Source organism: Pacificibacter sp. (genome assembly GCF_039769035.1).
GTDB lineage: Bacteria > Pseudomonadota > Alphaproteobacteria > Rhodobacterales > Rhodobacteraceae > Celeribacter.
In genome coordinates this window covers 1-20,889 of record NZ_JBDMZG010000119.1, presented here as the reverse complement: position 1 = coordinate 20,889, position 20,889 = coordinate 1, and the positions used below count along the sequence as shown (strand labels likewise).

General features: G+C 54.9%; 19 protein-coding genes and 1 pseudogene. 9 read left to right on the top strand and 11 right to left on the bottom strand.

What is annotated here, in order from left to right; translation table 11 throughout:
* Window positions 1-424 (bottom strand): hypothetical protein (locus tag ABF287_RS10795; RefSeq protein ID WP_347185014.1); only part of this gene is annotated, 424 nt, incomplete at its 3' end.
* A 729-nt stretch (window positions 425-1,153) separates the two neighbouring features.
* On the opposite strand from ABF287_RS10795, the gene ABF287_RS10790 reads away from it, so the two are divergent.
* The 7 genes from ABF287_RS10790 (at window position 1,154) to ABF287_RS10760 (ending at window position 6,651) form a co-directional block, all read left to right on the top strand.
* On the top strand, window positions 1,154-2,179 hold the full coding sequence (locus ABF287_RS10790; RefSeq protein WP_347185013.1) for an AraC family transcriptional regulator ligand-binding domain-containing protein: 1,026 nt from the start codon (window positions 1,154-1,156) through the stop codon (window positions 2,177-2,179).
* A 143-nt stretch (window positions 2,180-2,322) separates the two neighbouring features.
* The gene (locus ABF287_RS10785; protein WP_347185012.1) at window positions 2,323-2,685 is read left to right on the top strand and encodes a glycine zipper family protein; all 363 of its coding nucleotides are present in this window, start codon (window positions 2,323-2,325) and stop codon (window positions 2,683-2,685) included.
* Window positions 2,686-2,692: 7 nt separating this feature from the next.
* Window positions 2,693-2,890, top strand: coding sequence for a hypothetical protein (locus ABF287_RS10780; protein WP_347185011.1), 198 nt, complete (start codon window positions 2,693-2,695; stop codon window positions 2,888-2,890).
* Window positions 2,891-2,919: 29 nt separating this feature from the next.
* On the top strand, window positions 2,920-3,813 hold the full coding sequence (locus ABF287_RS10775; RefSeq protein WP_347185010.1) for an SDR family oxidoreductase: 894 nt from the start codon (window positions 2,920-2,922) through the stop codon (window positions 3,811-3,813).
* Window positions 3,810-4,490 carry a hypothetical protein gene (locus ABF287_RS10770; protein WP_347185009.1) on the top strand — a complete coding sequence of 227 codons (681 nt, stop codon included), beginning with the start codon at window positions 3,810-3,812 and terminating at the stop codon, window positions 4,488-4,490. Before ABF287_RS10775 ends, ABF287_RS10770 begins: the two co-directional genes overlap by 4 nt.
* Before the next feature lie 29 nt (window positions 4,491-4,519).
* Window positions 4,520-5,581 carry a serine hydrolase domain-containing protein gene (locus ABF287_RS10765; protein ID WP_347185008.1) on the top strand — a complete coding sequence of 354 codons (1,062 nt, stop codon included), beginning with the start codon at window positions 4,520-4,522 and terminating at the stop codon, window positions 5,579-5,581.
* Window positions 5,578-6,651: a serine hydrolase domain-containing protein gene (locus tag ABF287_RS10760; RefSeq protein WP_347185007.1), complete on the top strand. Its 1,074-nt coding sequence runs from the start codon at window positions 5,578-5,580 to the stop codon at window positions 6,649-6,651. Before ABF287_RS10765 ends, ABF287_RS10760 begins: the two co-directional genes overlap by 4 nt.
* An 814-nt stretch (window positions 6,652-7,465) precedes the next feature.
* Here the strand turns inward: ABF287_RS10760 and ABF287_RS10755 are convergent.
* The 9 genes from ABF287_RS10755 to ABF287_RS10715 all read right to left on the bottom strand — a co-directional run bounded on the left by ABF287_RS10755 (window position 7,466) and on the right by ABF287_RS10715 (window position 16,447).
* The gene (locus tag ABF287_RS10755; protein WP_347185006.1) at window positions 7,466-7,675 is read right to left on the bottom strand and encodes a hypothetical protein; all 210 of its coding nucleotides are present in this window, start codon (window positions 7,673-7,675) and stop codon (window positions 7,466-7,468) included.
* Window positions 7,676-7,855: 180 nt separating this feature from the next.
* Complete coding sequence (locus tag ABF287_RS10750; protein ID WP_347185005.1) at window positions 7,856-8,893, bottom strand: TRAP transporter substrate-binding protein; 1,038 nt, start codon at window positions 8,891-8,893, stop codon at window positions 7,856-7,858.
* A 423-nt stretch (window positions 8,894-9,316) separates the two neighbouring features.
* A complete protein-coding gene (locus ABF287_RS10745; RefSeq protein WP_347185004.1) occupies window positions 9,317-10,690 on the bottom strand; it encodes an FGGY-family carbohydrate kinase in 1,374 nt (457 codons plus the stop codon).
* Complete coding sequence (locus ABF287_RS10740) at window positions 10,687-11,004, bottom strand: L-rhamnose mutarotase (RefSeq protein ID WP_347185003.1); 318 nt, start codon at window positions 11,002-11,004, stop codon at window positions 10,687-10,689. Before ABF287_RS10740 ends, ABF287_RS10745 begins: the two co-directional genes overlap by 4 nt.
* Entirely contained in the window at window positions 11,004-12,005 is a 1,002-nt protein-coding gene (locus ABF287_RS10735) for an ABC transporter permease (protein ID WP_347185002.1), read from the bottom strand. The genes ABF287_RS10740 and ABF287_RS10735 overlap by 1 nt, the downstream gene beginning before the upstream one ends.
* Window positions 12,002-12,994 (bottom strand): ABC transporter permease, encoded by a 993-nt coding sequence (locus ABF287_RS10730; RefSeq protein ID WP_347185001.1) that lies wholly within the window; start codon window positions 12,992-12,994, stop codon window positions 12,002-12,004. Before ABF287_RS10730 ends, ABF287_RS10735 begins: the two co-directional genes overlap by 4 nt.
* The gene (locus ABF287_RS10725) at window positions 12,991-14,538 is read right to left on the bottom strand and encodes a sugar ABC transporter ATP-binding protein (protein WP_347185000.1); all 1,548 of its coding nucleotides are present in this window, start codon (window positions 14,536-14,538) and stop codon (window positions 12,991-12,993) included. The genes ABF287_RS10730 and ABF287_RS10725 overlap by 4 nt, the downstream gene beginning before the upstream one ends.
* Window positions 14,539-14,616: 78 nt before the next feature.
* Complete coding sequence (gene rhaS / locus ABF287_RS10720; protein ID WP_347184999.1) at window positions 14,617-15,609, bottom strand: rhamnose ABC transporter substrate-binding protein; 993 nt, start codon at window positions 15,607-15,609, stop codon at window positions 14,617-14,619.
* Between the two features lie 25 nt (window positions 15,610-15,634).
* The gene (locus ABF287_RS10715) at window positions 15,635-16,447 is read right to left on the bottom strand and encodes a DeoR/GlpR family DNA-binding transcription regulator (protein ID WP_347184998.1); all 813 of its coding nucleotides are present in this window, start codon (window positions 16,445-16,447) and stop codon (window positions 15,635-15,637) included.
* 185 nt (window positions 16,448-16,632) lie between these two features.
* Here ABF287_RS10715 and ABF287_RS10710 point away from each other — a divergent pair, with 185 nt between their 5' ends.
* Window positions 16,633-18,735 (top strand): bifunctional rhamnulose-1-phosphate aldolase/short-chain dehydrogenase, encoded by a 2,103-nt coding sequence (locus tag ABF287_RS10710; RefSeq protein WP_347184997.1) that lies wholly within the window; start codon window positions 16,633-16,635, stop codon window positions 18,733-18,735.
* A gap of 12 nt (window positions 18,736-18,747) precedes the next feature.
* The gene (gene rhaI / locus ABF287_RS10705; protein ID WP_347184996.1) at window positions 18,748-20,022 is read left to right on the top strand and encodes an L-rhamnose catabolism isomerase; all 1,275 of its coding nucleotides are present in this window, start codon (window positions 18,748-18,750) and stop codon (window positions 20,020-20,022) included.
* A 246-nt stretch (window positions 20,023-20,268) separates the two neighbouring features.
* On the opposite strand, the pseudogene ABF287_RS10700 reads toward rhaI, so the two are convergent.
* Window positions 20,269-20,801 (bottom strand): annotated as a pseudogene (locus ABF287_RS10700) (transposase); the annotation flags it as partial.
* Window positions 20,802-20,889: the final 88 nt, after the last annotated feature.

Genomic DNA, 20,889 nt, shown 5'->3' with positions numbered 1-20,889 from the left:
CACAGCACACGCGCCGCATAATACAACCAACCAGATGAGCCAGATACTCGCCTAAATTACGCAGCCTCTGGACCCAAAAACTCTGACGACGTACACGGAAAAAAGACATCGAGTGTAAGAATAAATAACGATGTGGATCTAGCCCAGACCTCAGGTCGGACTGTGCTCCTTGAATCTGACTATTGGCGTATTCCAGGTGCCAAAGCTTGGAGGCGCTACTTTTTTTACGTTTGACGGCGGCAAGCTTAAGAAAATTGTCTTTGTAAATGATTTTATTGAGATGCCATAAGCCTTTCCCACCGCCAATGATGCAGGCCTGCACCCAAACTAGATGCGCGATTGCGACCCAACAACCGGCTGATCCATCGAAGCCGACCCGCTGGGGCTGGTCGATGGCCAGAGCGTGTACAACTACGCGCTGCAAATGCGACGGGCGTTGCCGCCTTGACCAGCGTCACAGGAATTATGCGTTTGTATGAGCATGAGAAGAGAGATGATCGGCTATGTGTGATGCTTCACGTAACGCGGCGCAAAACTATACAACGTGACCACTAAAACTGGTCATAAGGCGCGACATCAGATGCCAACGCATTGCAGTCTTTATTTCAACACAGAAATTGGACGGTGGGATCGGAACGCACCCGCTGCAACTGATAGCTCGTTCGTTGGGAAACCCGGCAAGCCACTATGCTCAATTTTTGCTCAATATCTGCTTTTGTCGTCATATTGGATCGCTTAGCTTCTGTCGCTAAGGTCTGGTTACTGCCCTTGGTTTCGACCGACGCTAACGGCCCAAATCTGCCGTTCATTCTTAACAGGCGCTCCGTAGTGCAGCGCCCTCAAAGCGGCCATTCATTCGTTGTGCGACGTATTGACAGTCCACAGGTCTGCTATGCGGACGCTATTTCTGTTTGACAACGGGCTGCATTCGGAAAACGAGCCATAAAGCCGACACCTCAGATGTAAAAAGCATACGCGCTGTCCGCGCCGGACCAGATTGTGCCTTAACGACTGCATCACCAAAGGTTATGAGCTAAGAGACAGTAATTTGGGCACACCCACAAAGCTGAGTTGATGGTCTATCCGACGTGCTTGATCAGGGCTGTGTCCTGGCGGTATTATGCCACTGACGTTACAGATTGAGGTGACTCGCGTGACTGAAGAAACAATGGCGGCAGGGTTTGCGGCTTCTTTTGCCAACTACGCCTGCGACAAAGGGGCGAAGCGCGACGTTCTACTGGCGGCGAGCGGTCTGAGCGAGGATGATCTGTCGGATCAAGACAATCGCATTCCTGTGACAGCCTATCAAACGCTTATTGGCGCCGCGATCCATCAAACGGGTGACACGGCCTTGCTGGTGCGCCACACGCTGGACACGCGGCTTGAGACCATGTCGGTCGTGGGGCAGATTTTGCACACTTCGGCTTCGCTGCGTCATTCACTTGAACAGCTCAACCGCTATTTGCACCTGATGGGCGATGTGGAACTGCCTATGGGCGTGGAGCGGTTTGAATTGCTGAGCACCAAGGACGGTCTTTGGATCATCGATCATCTGGTGGCAGGTCCAGACAAATCCTTTTGGGCCGAGGCGTCTTTTGCGCGGTTTATCAGCGAATTTCGCCGCTCTTTCCCCGATGCGACCTTTGAGGTCGCGATGGAGGTGACCTACGCACCGCCGCCGCATGTCGACCAATATCCAGAGCTGTTCCGCGTGCCTGTGCAATTCAACGCCAGCCGTAATGCGTTACAAATTGATCCGGTTTGGGACACGCCCGAGACCCAGTTTGAACCAGGCAACGCCTATGCCTTTGACTTGTTCACGCGCCATGCGGATGGCATGTTAGCCAAATTGCAGGCGGTTAAGACTATTAGAGCCCAGATCGAATCGCAGATTTTGCCCAAGCTGCACGAGGGGACAATTTCGATGGACAAGGTGGCCAAGGATCTCGCGATGAGCCGCCAGACGCTGTATCGCCGTTTAAAGGACGAAGGGATCACCTTTGCCGAGGTGCATGACGCGCTGCGTCAACGCATGGCGATGGAATATCTGGGCGGCGAAAAAGTGACTGTGAATGAGACCGCCTATCTCTTGGGGTTCTCGGAAAGCTCTTCTTTCGTACGCGCTTTCAAACGATGGACGGGGTTGAGTCCAACGGCCTATCTCAGTCAGGCAGGTTAAAAAGGCGGACTGAAAAGAGGCGCTACAGCTGCGCTGCGCGACATCTGTTACCAAGTGTCAATCCGTTGATACCTGCGGTCATGCTGCAATCGCGCAACTTGGTCTATCTGTTTTCTCGACATTGAAAATAGAAAGGTCAAACAATGAAAACTCAACTCACATTTGGCGTGGTCGGATTGGCGCTGTTGACAGCTTGTGCTGACAGTGGTGCCAATTATCAGCCGATCTTGGACGGCACCCCGACTGCGTCCTACAAAGCGGATGTGGCTGAGTGCCAGGCACTTGCGCGCAACCAAAAACAATTTGATCAAGAAACCATGGGCGCGGTGGCGCTGGGTGCTGGTATCGGTGCTGTCCTTGGCGAAGCTGACGGCGGAGATGCCGTTGGTGGTGCCATTGCGGGCGCTTTGGCTGGTGGCGTTGCCAGTGCTGTGGACGGCAACGAGCGTCGACAAGCCATCGTGATAGAATGTCTGCGCGGTCGCGGTCACCGCATTGTCGGGTAAGGGCATCATGACGAACATCTTAAGCCTGCGCAGCCGGCGCTTTCATGGCCTCTATGCGTTGCTCACGGGGGACGCAAATGTGCCATCTCATCTGCCGCGTAACCTGCCTGATCATCTGGCCAAAGACATGGGTGTGCCTGAGACGGCCAGCCAAGATCGGGCCATCAGAAACCTGCACTTCTGCAGCAAATTGGGTCGACCTTAACCCCTGACTAAAAAAGAAAGATCCACGCCATGAAACGTGTCATGATCGCCGGTGCAACCGGCTACCTCGGGCGCTATCTTTGCGCAGAATACCAACACCGTGGGTGGTATGTCATCGCGCTTGTCCGTAATGCACGCCATGCCAGCCCCATCGCGGCCGACCAACTTATTGAGGCGCAGGCCACCCAGTCTGCCACCCTCAAAGGGGTCATGACGGGTGTGGACCTTGTCGTCTCTTCCGTTGGCATCACGCGGCAAACCGATGGCTTGGGCTATTGGGATGTCGATTATCAAGCCAACCTGAATCTCTTGCGCGCCGCAGAGCATGCAGGCGTTGCCCATTTTGCTTATATCCATGTGCTGCGGGCCGCTGAGATGGCGCATGTGCCTATGGTTGCGGCCAAATCCGCCTTTGTGGCTGAACTTCAGCGCGCAAAGATGACCAGCACAGTCGTCGCGCCCACGGGGTATTTCTCTGACATGGGCGATTTTTTGACCATGGCGCAGGGGGGACGGGTGTGGCTGTTTGGCGATGGCAGCCAACAGATCAACCCTATTCACGGCGCAGACTTGGCCGCGGCCACGGCGCAAGCGGTTGAGGACGGCTTGGATGGGTTGGATGTCGGCGGGCCTGACGTCTTTACACAACGCGAATTGGCAGAGTTGGCCTTTGCCAGTCTGGGCACTGCGCCACGGATCACCTTTTTGCCTGATGTCTTGCGCCGCATCGCCTTGCGCCTTTTGCCCTATGTCGCACCGCGGCGCATCAACGGGCCTGCGCGCTTTTTTCTAAGTGCTTTGGCCCTCGATATGGTGGGGGCGCGCCGCGGCACACAGCACCTGAAAACGCACTTTGACAACACACTTTCCGGCACCACATCGGCGCCTGTCTTGCCTCGCTCCAACGAAAGGAAAAACTCATGACCATGCAACGTATTGGCGGGCTTGCCGCTTTGATCTGTGCAGGCACTTACATTTTTGGCTTTGCTTTGCTTGTCACTTTGCTGTCCGAACTTGGTTTTGGCACCAGTGACATCGATAGGGTTGCCGTGGTGCGCTTTACGGTGGACAATCCGGCGATCATGATCCTTTGGAACACTGTGATTTACATCGTCAACGCGCTGGCGCTCGCTGTGCTGGTTGTCGCTTTGGCGCGCCGCATGCAGACCAAATCTGCGGATTGGGGCAGCGTGACATTGGCCTTTGGGCTGATGTGGACAACGCTTGTGTTGGGCGCGGGCATGATGGGCAATGTGACCACAGAACGCGTGGTGGCGCTGGCCGCAAGTGATTTTGACGCTGCCGTGCAAGCATGGGAGGTCTTGCATGCGGTGGAGCTTGGCCTTGGCGGCGGCAATGAAATCGCGGGTGGCGTTTGGATCCTTTGCGTCAGCCTTGCGGGCCTTTTGCACCGTGCGCTTGGCAAGGTTGTCATCGCGCTAGGGCTGCTCACCGGCCTCGGGGGATTGCTGACGATTTTCCCGCCGCTGGGCGATGTCGCGGGCGCTGTTTTTGGTCTTGGCGCCATCGCATGGTTCATCGCAGTGGGGTTGGCCTTTGTGTTCAAGGGGCGTGATCCGGCGACTGGGATCGCAGCCTAGGCTTTCGGCGTATAACAAGGAGCTGACCAATGACGCTTGCGCAAAACCTCCAAAACCTGATCGATGCAGAATGCGCTAAGGCGCACAGCCATGGGATGATCCTGCGGGTGTTTTCTGGCGATGGTCAGGTTGATTTCAAAGGCAGTGCGGGGGCCGCCACGCCCGACACGCAGTTCCCGATTGCCAGCCTCACCAAGATGTTCACCGCGACGATGATCCTACAGCTTGTGCACGAGGGCCGTCTGCAACTGGACCAAACGGTACAGAGCGTTTTGCGCGATGTGGACCTGTCGCAATTGCATGTGGTCAAGGGCGTGGAGTGTGGCCCAATGCTGACCCTGCGCCAGCTTGTGCATCAGACCTCTGGTCTTGCCGATTACTATGAAAGCGATCTGGCAATGGGTCTCAAAGCGGGCAGGGACCAAAGCTATGATCTGCACGATGTGTTGCGCATGACCAAAGCGCTGCCCCCGCAGGCCCGTCCTGACAGCGGCAAATCGTATTACTCTGACACCAATTACCAACTGCTGGGCGCGGTGATCGAAGCCATAACAGGTGAGAGCTATAATCAAGCGCTGCAACACCGCATCTGTGCGCCGCTTGGTCTTAGCACCACCCACGTGCTGCAAGGCGCTGACATGGGGTTGCCTGTGTATCACAAAGACCTACGTTTGCACGTGCCGCAAATCCTGACCAGCATGGGGCCTGATGGTGGAATCATATCAAATCTAGACGAGATGCTGATCTTTTTGCGGGCATTTATGCAGGGCCAGCTTTTCACGCCTGAAAGTGCCACGCAAATCGCAGCACAGATGCGCCAATGGAACCGGTTGTTCTTTCCGCTGCAGTATGGCTACGGCCTGATGCGGGTGAAACTGCCGCGCTGGATGACGCCTTTGCGCGCTGCGCCGGAACTGATCGGGCATCTCGGGGCCAGTGGGGCTTTCGCGTTTTATGCCCCTGAACCAGATATTTACCTGATCGGGACATTCAATCAAACCGACGCCCCGCGCCGCCCCATCGGGTTTATGTTGCGCGTTCTGGGGCTTGTGGAAAAACAGAGGGCCATGAACGGAAAGCCCCTGATATGAACAACTCAACATCCAAACACCTCACTGCAATGATGTGGCCTTACGCGAGCCCGCAGCATTCTGTTGTGGCCTTTCATTTGAGTCACGGCAAAACCACTTTTATCCATTCCGGCCCTGCAGTCAGCGACGCTCCTTGCGCGGACTGGTTGTTTGAAATCGCCTCCATCACCAAAGTGTTCACAGCCCTGTTGCTCTGCGTGCTGGTGGAAGAGGGCAAGATCGACCCCAAGGCACCCGAACGCGAGATGTCGGAGGCTTTGAAGGACGTGCCAGAATGGATCACGCCAGAGCGCCTGACGTCTCACGCAAGCGGGTTGCCAAATTACGTTACCCCGCTGTGGAAAGCGGTTTTGCGACAAGATTCCGCTGGTCCCTACGCGCAGTTTTCGCGCTCTGATCTGTTGGCGTGGTTTCATGAACGCGCCAACAAGTTGACCCCGCCGTCGCATCGTCACGTCTATTCGAACCTTGGGGTCGGCCTGTTGGGCGAGGCGATGGCAATGCAGGAAGGGCAGCCGTTCGCAGAACTTTTGGCCGAGAAAGTGACGGGGCCGATGGGATTGCAGGATACGACGCAATACCTGAACGAAGGTCAGAAGAACCGGTTTGCGCAGCCGAGATCCCCCAATGGTAAACCGGTGCCTGCGTGGCATTTTCAAAGTCTGGCGGGGGCGGGGTGCCTGCGCTCCAGCGCCCGCGATCTGGCTTGCTTTGCCAAGGTGGTCTTGCGCGCGTTGAACCATCAGCAGACGACTTCTGAGACCGCTCTGGATCGTGCCATCTGTCGGTCTGTTGTGCCCATTCTTGGTCTGGGACGCAAAGGCGCTATGACCCCAATGGCGCAATGTTCGGGTTGGTTTCGGGTGCATGTCGACCGAACGGCACCGGACTTTTTGTGGCACAACGGCGGCACGGCAGGGTCGTGTTGTGCTTTGCACATTTGCCCCGAGCGCAACGCTGCTTTCGGCATTCTGTCCAACAACGGTGTTGCAGGCAATCTATGGGCCAGCACCAAGCTCAACTGGTCCAAGCCAATGCAAAAAGCCCATAGGCTCTTTGCTGAGATGTGAGGCTGTATGCGGTCGTCTGTTGAGCGATTAATATCGCGTGGAGATGGTTCGTTGTCGGTTGTGGTCGCCGAAGATTGTTCCAATCGAGTTCAGTTCTGCGGTTCTCTACCTTTGCAAATCAAACAATGCTTGGTTGCATCCCCGAATGCCCGCTTTTCACACGTTGCCCGAATGAGTTTGCCCGTGTAGCGAAAGTCGGCTATCCGCCCGTTGTGTCTATCGACGCTCACGGCCCAGAGCGGACATTCGTCTAAGCCTGCTATGCCGCAGTGCAGCATCGAAATACCTAAGTATCATTGAGAGATGACACTGCCAAAAGGATTTCAACGGGATTCTGGGGAAGATTGCTTAAAGTACGCGGCCCAATCGAAGGGGCGAGCGTTTTCTCTTGGCGTTGGATAAGCGACCCTGGAATCAAATTTAGCATCAAATAAATACCACAAAAAAGGTCATGAAAATAAGGACTATTGAGCGAAGTCATTTATGATTCATGGCATAATTGTATCGAAAATAATCCCCGTTGTATCGAAATTATCCAAAGTTAGTCGATGATAGGGCTGTCAACCATATGGTCTCCATTGCAAGATGTCAGCAGGTGCGCCAAGGTTCCAAAAGCTAGTCTGAGAAGGTAGCAGTACAAAGCAACACGTCGCCAACGTCACTTCAACTAACCATAGGCGCTGACGTCAGACAATCCGCCGATCTCAGATTCCCATGCGCCTTGATCTGCGTCAGAAGCCGTTTGCGTGTTTCGGCGAGCTGTCCGCGCTTCGATGTCAACATTCTGAGAAGGCGCAGCTTTTCATGTGGCAGTTCACGTCCCGTATCCGGTCGGAACGCGACGTCCAACTGTGGCCTCGAAGCCAACCAGCGCGCCTGTTTCAAGGGCGCGTTGAGCGACTTGCTCGTGACCTTCAACCTTGTTCGGCACCCGCGCGCGTTTTCCTTCCGGCAGACAGTAAATATCCAACCAATCGCGGCTGACGTCTATGCCAATGATCTGATCCCGTGATACCGCATTCATGCTCTCTTCCTTCTGCTCCGCGGGCCTCAGTGGCCGCATTAGAATAAGTGACGACAAGGGACGCCAGAAAGATTGTCAAACCACCGAGACCCGCACTAAACATGCAAACAGTATGAAGGCCGCGTTACAGAAGGGTTTCCCCCTCCTGTACCGCGGCATTTCGCATCTGCTCTGGCAAGCTTAGCCTGCGTCAAGCAGTTCGTTGATGCGGTTCAAGATGGCTTGTCCATCATGACCTGCATCGTTGAGTTGACCGATCCAGTTTTCATGGATCGGTTGCGCAGCGTCGGCCCACTTGGCAATCTCTGCAGCTGGGATCTGGTTGATCTCGTTGCCGTTGTCCTGAATAATTTTTCGGCCAAAGGCTTCGAAATTATCAAAAGACTTACCGATACGCTGTGTCATCGCGATGCCGGAATTTGCATCAATGACACCGCGCAGGTCATCTGACAGATCTTCATAGACCTTCTGGTTCATCACAATCGCGGCAGGGTTTGTGAAGATACCGCGTGCATCAGGAGCAGGTTCAGATGAGTATTTGGTCAATTCCTGAAGCTTGAATGGTGGGACGATTTCGTAAGGCAAACAGCAGCCGTCGATCACGCCGCTGGACAGACCAACTACCATTTCAGACACTGGGAAGAACACTGGCTCGGCACCGAAGCTGGACAAGAGATCGCCTGTGCCTTGGTTTGGCGCACGCAATTTTACGCCCTTTAAGTCGGCAGCAGACAGGATTGGCGCGTGTTTTGTGTGCAATTTACCGCCATCGTGAACGTTAAAGGCGAGGTTTTTCAATCCTTTATATTCGCCCTGACCGAACTCATCCATGATCTTGTGCAAAACAACAGACGTCTTCTCGGCATTCGTGACCAAAAATGGCAAACCGATGGTTTCAGCAACCAAATAGCGACCAGGTGTGTACGCAGGTATAGTCGCGGCAACATCGCAGATGCCCTGACGCGCTTGGTCCGCCAATTGACCTGGTTTGCCACCCAGTTGCATGGCCGGGAACACTTGCATGTCAATCGCGCCGTCGGACGCAGTGCGGATTTCTTCGGCCCAAGCCTCAAAGAACTTGCCCATAGGTGCCAATGAGGGGATGAAGTGATGCATCTTCAATGTGACTTCAGCAGCATTTGCTTTTGAAATCAGCGCAGGTGTGGCCAACGCGGCCCCCATCGTTGTAATTGCCATACGGCGTGTCATCGTCGTCATTGATAATCCTCCCAAATTATTGATCCTCTCAAAATGATCTCTTGCCTTGTTGAGCTTAGATCAGTGAGGCCTCGTGCCGCGTCTCACGGCTTTCACCCAAGAAATGAGCATGCGATGACGGTAGAGCATGGGCCATAGGCTGTATGTCCCCCCTTGAGGGGACTTACAGGCCTGAGGTGTCCGTCGTCATGTTGTAGATATACCGTTGGCTGCCGTTCTCTGCCTTGCGGCAAATCGGGTGGCGTCAGCCATGCAGTTCGTCACTCACGGCCCAAAGCGGACATTCATTTACATCGCTGCGTATGTCTGCTTCGATCCCATTGTGACGGTTTCTGCTGCGAGATTGAATGGCGCAGATGTGTTGAGAGCAGCCGTTCATTTCAGTCCAAAAATGGAGCAGTCGGCTAGTGCCTATGTCGTCGCTTAAACGGTCGTTTCAGATCGCCATAGGTCCGCGTATTGGCGCAGTTTTGGCAGCTCGTAGTGGGGTGTCGCGGGGAGGGGGCTTGCCAAATGCGCCTCTGTTTCGAACAGCAGGGCTGCGCCAATGCTGGTGCCTGTGGCGGCTTCGCTGGTCAGGACTTTTCGCCCGCTTGATGCTGCCAGCATAGCGGTAAATTCGTTATTGCGGGCAAATGGCCCTTCGACAATCGTCGGCCCCTGAGCACCGGTAAGCCTGAGGCAGGTGTCGGTCATGAGGGCGAGGTAAAATGACAAAGCCGCAGACCTTACGCCGCTGCCAACTTCCGGCTCACTTGGTGTCCATCGCATGTTTCGTCCGGCAAACGGGCCTGTTTGCGGCTCGACAGCGGGCAAAAGCATGGTGCTAGCGTCCAAGACGCGCGCGACGTCAGCTGCGGTTGGAAGCGTCTTGTGACCTTTCTGGATAAGCTCGTATTCACGCCCTCCCATAAAGCGCGCACTGGGAACGGGGTTGCCGCGCGCATCGACGTTCATCAATGTATCGCGCTGAGGGTCAAGGGCGACATCTGTCCCACCTACCGACATGGTGATGACCCATGTGCCGGTTGAGACCACGGAGAAGGCCCCATCTTGCGTGAGCAGATGGGGATACAAGGATGCATTGGAATCGTGAATGCCAACGCCGACCTTGGTCTCTGCCGCTAGACCGGTGCGGCGAGCAATATCGGGCAGGATTGTTCCAAGAATGTCGGTCGGTTTGCCTACAGGCGCGATTTTTCCGGTAATATCAAGCTGGGTTGGCAGATCGGAGAAACGCCCTTCACGCGGCAGCCACAGGTCCGTGTGGCAGCCGATCGAGGTCACATCCGTCGCGGTGTTACCAGTCAGGCGATGTCCCCAATATTGTGGATAGGTCACGATCTGTGCGGTGCGTGCGCGCAAGGTCGGATCTTGGGCAAACTGCCAGTGCAATTGCGCGCCAACGTTCAGCCCCCCAGGAAGGGTTGGTGATCCGGTTTCAGCAAAATCAGGCTTGATGGCCGCGTAGTCTTTGACCGCCTCAGCGGTATATGGGTGCTCGTAATCGAGGATGGGCGCAGCAAGCTGCCCGTCGTGCGCAAGCAAGGCAGCACAAGCTCCATGCGTGGTGATAGAAATCGCATCTATGCCGTATTCTTTGTGAAACTGGCCGAGTGTGTCGAGAAGAAAGGCCCAGTGGCCGTCGACGTCAAAGTGCGGCCACGGCCCGTCCTTCAGCACGATGTTTGGATGGGTCAAAACGGCCAATTCTGTGAGGCTTGGCAGATCGACAAGCGCCAGTTTGGCGTTTGTTTTGCCGATGTCGATAACAGCAATGTGGCGAGGCTTGGTCATGGTAGGTGGAACACTCGGGTCAGTGGCACAGCCACAGGCGCATTGTCCGACCCTGTTTCCATGATGTCAGCCATATGGGCCCACCATTTTTGCATGACAGGATGATTGGGCAGATCGTCCATCGTGTGATCACCAGGCCGCACGAGCACGCCGATCAACAGGTTGGTTTCGGGATCAAAGTGAATGGAATAATCGCGCACACCTGCCTCATGCAACAGCTCGACCAATTCAGGCCAGATTGCATCATGACGGCGGGTGTATTCGGCCTCCATCCCTGGGTTTAGGCGCATGCGAAAGACGTGGCGTTCGGTCATTATGCCCTCCGTGCGGCGAACATGGCCCAAAGGCGCGGCAGGGCGATAACCCCAATCAACAATAGGCCGATAAAGATCGACATGACAATGCCGGGCACGTTCAGTAGGCCAAGCCCGAAGGTCACAAGCCCCATGACAAAGGCTGCAATCACCACGCCTGGGATCGACCCCGATCCGCCAAGGATGTTGACGCCGCCAAGCACAACCATCGTCACGACCTCAAGCTCCATCCCTGTTGCGATGCTGGGACGGGTCGAGCCAAGGCGTGACGTCAAACAGACCGCAGCAATCCCGGACATCAGGCCGGTGAGCAGGAACAGGATGAACTTCACGCGCTGCACCCGAATGCCGCTGAACAGCGCACCCGTCGGGTTGTTGCCAATGGCATAAACAGCACGGCCAAAGTTGGTTTTGTGCAGCAGCACGCCGTAAATGATCGCGATGATTGCGAAAAGCAGCATTTCGACCGTAAACACCCAGTAGATATAGCCCTGACCAAACCACGAAAAGCTGGCCGGATAACCACGGAACGCATTATCGCCGAGAATGATATAACTAATGCCGCGAAACAGGCTCATGGTGCCGATGGTGACGACAATGGACGGTAGACCAAGGATCGTAACGAAGACCGCATTGAACGCACCGCAAAGCAAGCCAACCGTCAGTCCAATCACCACAAGCTCTGTCGTGCCCGCACCATATTGCAGCGCCAACCCCATCGCCGTGCTGGCGAGCGCGATGATTGAGGCCACTGAAAGGTCGATTTCCCCTGAGATGATCAGCAACGCCATGGCGAATGCGATCATGGCTTTTTCGGTGAAATTAAACGTTGCGTCGCTCAGGTTCCAAGCGCTCAAGAAATAGGGCGAGGCAAAGCTGTTGATGATGAAAATCGCGATAGCAACGGCAAGGAGCAAAGCCTCCCAACTGCGAAACGTGCGATAAACGCGGCTATTGAGGCGATCCGGCACATGGCGGGTTTGCACGGTGGTATCGGTCATGACGTGCCTCCTGTCGGGGTTTCAGCTGATTTGAGAATGATACGGCCTTTGGTGCGCCCTGCACGGGCGTTGAAGGCGACGGCGATCAAGATCGCGCTGCCGGAAATTGCCAACTGCCAGAACGGAGAAATGTTGACGACGGGCAGTGCGTTTTTCACCACACCGAGGAAGATTGCGCCCAAGACTGCGCCGCCCACCGACCCAACACCACCAGCGATCGAAATGCCGCCAATGACGCAAGCGGCCACCACCTCAAGTTCGAACCCGCCAGCAATATCGACGTAGGCGACCGCAAAGCGCGACACCCAGAGGTAGCCCGTCAGCCCAGCAAGCGCGCCAGAGAGGACGAAGGCCAGAAACTGCGTTTTGCCGACATTGATGCCCGTATAAACAGCAGCATGGGGATTGCCGCCCACCGCAAAGATCGACCGACCCAATGGCGTGCGCGACATCATGATCGCAAAGCCTACGACGCAGGCAATGGCAATCCATGACAGAACGGGCAGACCGAGGAATTCGGCGCGCGGAAAACCTGTGAAGGCGGGCGACATTTCATGTGAGTTTACCCATTTGCCGTCGGACACCAAAAAGATGATGCCGCGAAAAATGGTCATGGTGCCAAGGGTGACAACAATCGGCGGGATCGCCAGTTTCCACACAAGAACGCCGTTTATCGCGCCCATCACCGCCCCCATCGCGATAGCGATGACAAGGATCAAAGGAATCGGCAGGCCGGGCATTACGACGTTAATCATCGCCACAACCATGCCAGTGAGTGCCAGATTGGCCGCCACCGACAGATCAATACAGCGCGTCAGGATCACAACCATCTGGCCCAAAGCAAGGATGATCAGTGGCGCCGTGTCGTTAAAGACATTGGCCAGATTTGAGGGGGCGATAAAGCCTGCAAAACGTGAAGAAATGAGAACGATCAACACCAAAATGGCGGCGGCAAGGATGGATTCGCGAACAGGGATAAGACGGGTCATGCGGGGACACTCTCAGGTGTTGTGGTGATGCCCGCGGCGTGCCGGACAAGCGTTTCGGGGGTCAGATCATCGCCTTCAAGTTCTACGGCGATGCGTCCGTCACGCATGACGATCACACGATCGGACATGCCGATAACTTCGGGGATTTCGGAACTGACCATGATGACCGACAGGCCCTGTGCGGCCAGTTCCGCCATGAATTCGTGAACCGCAGCCTTTGACCCGATGTCGATGCCTTTGGTGGGTTCATCAAGGATGATTACCTGCGGTTGCGTGGCGAGCCATTTTGCGATGACGACCTTTTGCTGGTTGCCGCCTGATAGATTGCCCACGTCTTGATCCAACGATGCTGCGCGCAAATCCAGCCGCTCGGCGTACTCTCGGGCCAGTTTGAATTCCTCGGCAAGCCGTAAAAATCCGTTCCGTGACGTGCGCCCCAACGAGGGCAGGGTGATGTTTTGGAAGATCGGCAAGCCAATGATCGCCCCTTGTTTGCCACGATCTTCGGGCACATAGACGATGCCATTGTTCACAGCATCTGCGGGTGAGCGAATAATACGGATATTCCCGTTGATCTTCGTGACGCCCTTGCTCGGCTTGGTGATGCCAAAGAGCGCTTGCATGAATTCGGAACGCCCTGCGCCGACCAGCCCATAGAAGCCCAAGATCTCGCCGCGTTTGAGGGTGAAGCCGATGTCAGCGAATTCGGTGGGGTGAGCGTAGCCGACGACTTGCAACACGTCCTCGCCCACAACGGGATCACGCTCGGGAAAAATATGATCGACGGCACGGCCAACCATCATCTTCACCAAGGCATCTTCATCAATGTCTGCAATCAATCCATCGCCCACGAAGGCGCCGTCGCGAAAGACAGTGTACCGGTCGGCAATGCGAAAAATTTCGTCGAATTTGTGGCTGATGAATAAGATCGCCTTGCCTTGGGATTTCAAGGTCTCGACCAATTCGTACAGTTCTTCGATTTCTTTGTGAGAAAGAGCGGCAGTGGGTTCGTCCATGATCACCACGCGGGCATCGACGGACAAGGCGCGCGCGATCGCGACGAGGTGCTTGTTGGCGATACCAAGCTCGCGCAATTGGGTATGAGAGCTGAACGGCGCGCCGATCTCTTCCAAAAGCTGCGTAGCGGCGCGGTGCATTTCGGCTTTGTCGATCAGGCCAAACCGCGAGCGCGGCGCGTGGCCAATGAAAATGTTTTCAGCGACGCACAGCTCATCAAACAGCACCGTTTCTTGGTGAATGGCTGTGATGCCAGCATCGGCTGCGTCATTTGGAGAATTAAAGGACACTGGGTCGCCATCAATGCGAATGGTCCCACCATCTGTTTGGTAGATGCCTGTCAAAATCTTGACGGTCGTGGATTTTCCTGCACCGTTTTCACCAACCAGAGCAGTGACTTGCCCAGGGTAAAGGTCCAGTTTTACCCCATCAAGCGCTTTAACGCCCGGAAAGGTTTTGGTGATCATATCCATCGAGACCACAGGGGTCACGTCTGGCGATACGGTAGGCACAATGCGCGTCGTCATCAGGCTTGCTTTCAAGGAATGAGAGGTCAATATTCGGCCCAACTCAATGGGAGCGTTGGGCCGAATACGGGATATACCCTAGAAGATTGACTTGAACTGTTCGATGTTGCTCGCGTCATAAACAAACGGATCGGCCATTGCGCCTTCGTTGTTTTCATCCAATGTCAAAGTGCCCATGCGGCCCATTGGAATTTCGGCACCAGGTGCTGCTTCAACGCCATTTTGGCTCAACTCATAAGCCAACATTGTCGCTGAATAGCCCAGATCAATCGGGTTCCAGATAGCAAAGGATTGCGACGCGCCAGATTCGATCGCGCCAGCCATTTCAGACGGCAACCCAAGACCTGTGACGTTGACTTGGCCGACTTTGCCTGCGTCCACAACGGCTTGTGCCGCCGCAACGATACCAACAGATGTTGGTGCAATGATGGCGTCAAGATCTGGGTAGGACTGCATCAGGCCAGTTGCTTCGCGGTAAGATTTATCCGCCAAGTCATCGCCGTAAACAGTCGCCACAACGTCAATGCCAGGGTAGTTGCCCATGACTTTGTTCATCTCGTCCATCCAGATGTTCTGGTTGGTGGATGTTGTGGTCGCCGACAGCAAAGCCACGTCACCGCCATCTGGCAGATGGTCAGCCGCCAGTTTGATGATCATGTTACCAATCAGGGAGTTCGAAGACGGGTTCAGATGCAATTGGCGACCTTCAGGTGCTACACCGGAGTCCCAGCTGATCACGGTGATGCCGCGCTTCATGGCGCGCTGCAAAGCAGGAACCAACGCATCTGTGTCATTGGCCGAAATCGCAATCGCATCGACTTGTTGAGCGATCAAAGCATTGATGACCTCGATTTGACCTTCAGCAGTCGTGTCAGTTGGGCCAGTGTAGATGATCTCAACATCGCCCAATTCAGCCGCAGCTTCTTCGGCGCCCTCAGCAGCCGCTTCGAAAAAGCCAATGCCGAGTGCTTTCACAACAACCGCAATTCGTACATCGTCTGCAAACGCTGGCGTCGCAAACGCGGCACCGGCCAAAGCAACAGATGCTGCTAGTTTCTTCAATACACTCATGGTTTCCTCCCTGGAGTGGTTTCAATTAGGCTGGCAACTTCGCCACCCCGTCTTTCTGCGCAGCGCCTTTCGGAACCACGATCAGTGTCACATCCGCCGCCTCCAGCATCGCCGCTGTGCGGTCATCAATGCCATCGTCGGTGACGAGTGTGTCGATCCGTTCAAGTGGGCAAAGCACCAGACTTGAGCGATTTTCAAATTTCGAACTGTCTGCCAATACGATCAGCTCCTCAGCCTGACCGATCAGCTTCTGTTCTGCTTGGATCAACAGTGGATCGCCCTCCATCAGACCAAGTGGTCCGATCCCTTGAGCGCCCATAAACATGCGTTTTGCGTAAAAATTCCGAGTCACATCATTGTCGAATGGAGACAGGATGATGTTTTGTTCGCGGTAGATGATCCCGCCCGACAGCATCACTGTATTGCTTGAATTCTTCAGCAGATGCTCGGCAATCGGGAATGAGTTGGTGAACACCTGCATCCGGCGTGACGCCAGCGGGTGCACCATTTGAAATGTGGTTGTGCCGCCATTGATGATGATCGGTTCCCCATCGCTACACAGCTCAACCGCAGCTGCGGCAATCGCCTGTTTTGCGGCAATGTTCATCGTTTCATTGACGGAAAAAGGGCGACCCGCAAGACCAACGAAAGGTTTCGCGGCAATCGCTTCGGCGCCGCCACGGACGCGACGCAAGCGCTTTTGTTCATCCAACGTATTGATGTCACGACGCACGGTCGCTTCGGATGCGCCGGTCAGTGAACACAGGTCCACGACCGTGACCAAGGAGCGATCTTGAACGGCGGATAGGATGACGCGATGGCGGTCTTTCTCATGCATTTTGTGCCCTTTCGATGGCTTAACGTGCGGCGAGATGCGGCAACTTGTCAATCATTTTTTATCATTATCAATCATTCTGCAGCGCAGCATGATCGTTTATGATTGAAAATGATTGACTTATGGTCGTATTCCCGTCAGCTTGCTTTCAACATCTTAGTCTTAACCCGCCGTCCACGGAGACACACATGAACTCTTCCCTGAACACGCAACGCCTTGAAAATAAATGGGATGCAGCCCAAGCTGACTCGATGAGCGAGCCTGAAAAGCTGCTCTACCGGTCGAATCTTTTGGGATCTGACAAAAGAATCACAAACTACGGTGGCGGAAATACTTCTGCAAAAGTGATCCAAAAGGATCCGCTGACAGGCGACATGATCGAAGTGTTGTGGGTAAAAGGATCCGGCGGCGATGTCGGGTCTATCAAAATGGACGGGTTTTCGACGCTCTACATGGACAAGTTGAACGCATTGCGCGGCATTTATCGCGGCGTAGAATTCGAAGACGAAATGGTTGGTTACCTGCCGCATTGTACGTTCAATCTAAACCCACGCGCGGCCTCTATTGATACGCCGCTGCATGCCTATGTTCCGCGTAAACATGTCGACCATATGCATCCCGATGCTATTATTGCCATCGCTGCCGCCAAAGACAGCAAGGCGCTGACACAAGAAATTTTCGGAGACACAATTGGCTGGTTGCCGTGGAAAAAGCCGGGCTACGAGCTGGGTCTTTGGCTGTCTGATTTTTGCGAAAAGAACCCGAACGCTAAGGGGGTTGTGCTGGAAAGCCATGGCCTGTTTACCTGGGATGACGATGCGCGTGATTGCTATGAGCTCACGTTAGAAATCATTCAAACAGCGATGGATTGGTTTGCGACAAAGACAGATGGGAAAGAGGCCTTTGGGGGCGCTGTGCACACATCACAGCCTGCTGACGCCCGCCGCGCAGCCGCTGCCCGTTTGATGCCAGCGATTCGTGGTTTCGTTTCTGGCCAACAACATATGGTCGGGCATTTCACGGACAGCGATGCGGTGCTGGAGTTCGTGAACGCCAAAGATATGGAGCGTCTCGCGGCCCTTGGCACCTCGTGCCCTGACCACTTCTTGCGTACGAAAATATGCCCGTTGGTGGTGGACTTTGACCCTTCAGCGCCAGACGTCGAGGCGACCATTACGGGGCTTGAGGCTGCCATTGCAGAGTATCGCAAAGGCTATCAGGCCTATTATGATCGTTGCAAACGCGATGACAGCCCCGCCATTCGCGATCCGAATGCCGTTGTGTATCTCATCCCCGGCGTTGGCATGATCACGTTCGCAAAAGACAAAGCCACTGCGCGAATTTCCGGTGAATTCTACGTCAATGCGATCAATGTGATGCGCGGTGCCGATGCGGTTTCCGAATACCAAGGTCTGCCTGAACAAGAGGCCTTCGACATCGAATATTGGCTGTTGGAAGAAGCCAAATTGCAGCGGATGCCTGCGCCCAAATCGATGGCGGGTCGCGTGGCGCTTGTCACTGGCGGCGCTGGCGGCATTGGGGCGGCAACGGCTGAACGCTATTTGCGCGAAGGTGCTTGTGTCATGTTGGCCGACATCGACGAACAAGCCTTGTCAGACACGGCTGATAACCTCACAAAACGCTATTCCGCTGATGTTGTACGGACCGTCAATATGAACGTGACCGATGAAGATGCCGTTGCTGCGGCCTATGCTGATGTTGCTGCGGAATTTGGCGGGGTCGATATATTGGTGTCCAATGCGGGCATCGCAAGCTCGGCTCCGATCGAAGACACGTCATTGGATTTGTGGAACAAGAACATGGCGATCCTATCGACCGGTTATTTTCTTGTCAGCCGCGAGGCGTTTAAGCTGTTCAAAACCCAAGACATGGGCGGCGCCGTGGTGTTTGTTGCCTCGAAGAATGGGCTTGCAGCCTCTCCGAATGCATCGGCGTATTGCACTGCCAAAGCGTCCGAGATTCATCTTGCGCGCTGCCTTGCCCTAGAAGGTGCGCCAATTGGGGTGCGCGTAAACGTGGTCAATCCGGATGCGGTGCTCAAAGGCAGCAAAATCTGGGAAGGCGAGTGGCTTAATCAACGCGCGGATACCTATGGCACTGATAAAGACGGCTTGGAGGCCATGTATCGCGAGCGGTCCATGCTGAAACGGTCGGTGTTGCCAGAAGACATTGCCGAGGCGGCGTATTTCTTGGCCTCTGATTTGTCAGCCAAATCGACAGGCAACATCATCAACGTAGACGCGGGCAATGTCCAAGCGTTCACACGATAAGGAAAGGGTCATATGATTAATTCTGACATCATCGCGCAGTCTAACGAAAAGGCAGCAGACAAACTCAAGGCAGACTACGCCGCACTTGGCGAACATCTTTACCGTCGTGGCGTGAATATCGAGACAATTAAGAACAAGGTCGCGTCTTACGGCGTGGCTGTGCCCAGCTGGGGCGTGGGCACCGGCGGCACACGTTTTGCACGCTTCCCCGGCGCAGGCGAACCACGCGATATCTTTGACAAGCTGGATGATTGCGGCGTGATTCACCAACTGACCTGCGCGACGCCGTCGGTGTCGCTGCACATCCCGTGGGACGCTCAACCCGCCGCGGACCTGAACAGCAAAGCGGAAGAAGTCGGGCTGACCTTTGATGCGATGAATTCCAATACCTTTCAGGACCAACCGGATCAGGCACATAGCTACAAGTTCGGGTCTTTGTCACACACCGATGCGGCCACGCGCCAACAAGCCGTTGACCACAACATCGCCTGTATCGAGCTGGGACAACAGATCGGCTCTACAGCGCTGACAATTTGGGTTGGCGACGGATCGAATTTTCCGGGCCAAACCAATTTCACCCGCCAGTTCGAACGTTATCTAGACGCGGCGAAACAGGTCTATGGCGCGCTGCCAGACGACTGGACGCTGTTGACCGAACACAAAATGTACGAGCCTGCGTTCTATTCCACCGTCGTGCAGGATTGGGGCACCAACCTGTTGATCGCGCAGCAAATGGGCGACAAGGCGAAATGCCTCGTAGACCTTGGTCACCACGCCCCCAACGTGAACATCGAAATGATCGTGGCGCGTTTGACGCAATTCGGCAAACTCGGCGGGTTCCATTTCAACGACAGCAAATACGGCGACGATGATTTGGACACGGGCAGCATTGATCCGTACCGCTTGTTCTTGGTGTTTAATGAATTGGTTGAGGCGGAAAGCAACCCCGATTTCAACCCGATGCATATGCTGGACCAAAGTCATAATGTGACGGACCCAATCGAGAGCTTGATGGTGTCAGCCACGGAAGTGCAACGCGCCTATGCGCAGGCTTTACTGGTAGATCGCACTGCTTTGGAAGGGTTCCAAGACGATAACGATGCCTTGATGGCAACAACCACACTCAAGCATGGCTTCCGAACAGATGTTGAACCCATCCTTGCTATGGCGCGTTTTGAGAATGGTGGCGCAATCGACCCTGTAGCGGCCTACCGCGCCTCGGGCTACCGCGCGACGGTCGGTGAGCAACGACCTGCCGTGAGTGGCGTGGGGGGCGGTATCGTTTAGAGGGCTGCCTCAGTCGCATTTGACGCCAAGTGTGCCTTCGCTGGATTTCGGCGAGGCGCACCAATCGAATGACCGGTTTGTCTAAATGCAGCTATACGTGCGAGAATGTCGAACGACAGTTTTGCTCCGCTGGTTGATCGTGGTGTAAACTGCTGCGAAGGTCTGCATTCCGCCGCTTGTGTTGAAAAACACCGTGTTGCTGGCGCAGAAATTATCGCTTCAAACACAGCGCGAGCGCCTTTGCTATCAGGCTTTGCGCGTTTTCTGCAGTGCAGGAAAAATCTTGGCTAGTTTGCGGAGGTTTTGGGCGGTTGCCGCGCGTAGAAATTCGTCATTTGCGCCGTTCGGCCCACGTAATCGCAATCGTCCCACCCCTAGGATGCGTTTGAGAAGGGCGAAGAGCATTTCTACCTTCTGTCGAAGGCGCATCGAGGCCACATATTGCTTGGTTTTGGCGATGTCGCGGGCAACTTGGTGGGCGTCTTCGTCAGCTTCGCAGCACGATATCGCATTGTACCTTTGCCCGATAGGCCACGATTTGGATCAGAATAATTGCCCCGGAACTGCTTGAGATTGTGCCCTTCTGGGCAAATGTACCGATCATTTACTTTATCCCATTCAGAGTCATCACGTGACCAAACGCCTTCTGCTTTTTTGGCCTGGTCCATGACTGGGATATGGGGCGCGATGCCACGCTTGACCAACCAACCGAGCATTGGACCTGTTCCATAGGCGGTGTCTGCAATCCGCCGTTCTGGGTAAATATCATGCCGATCTTCTCGCCAGGACTTTTGCTGGTTCTAGTTGTCTGTCTCATCTTCCACTCCTTGGTGGTTACGATGAGCCAGAAACACTCTCTTAGCAAAT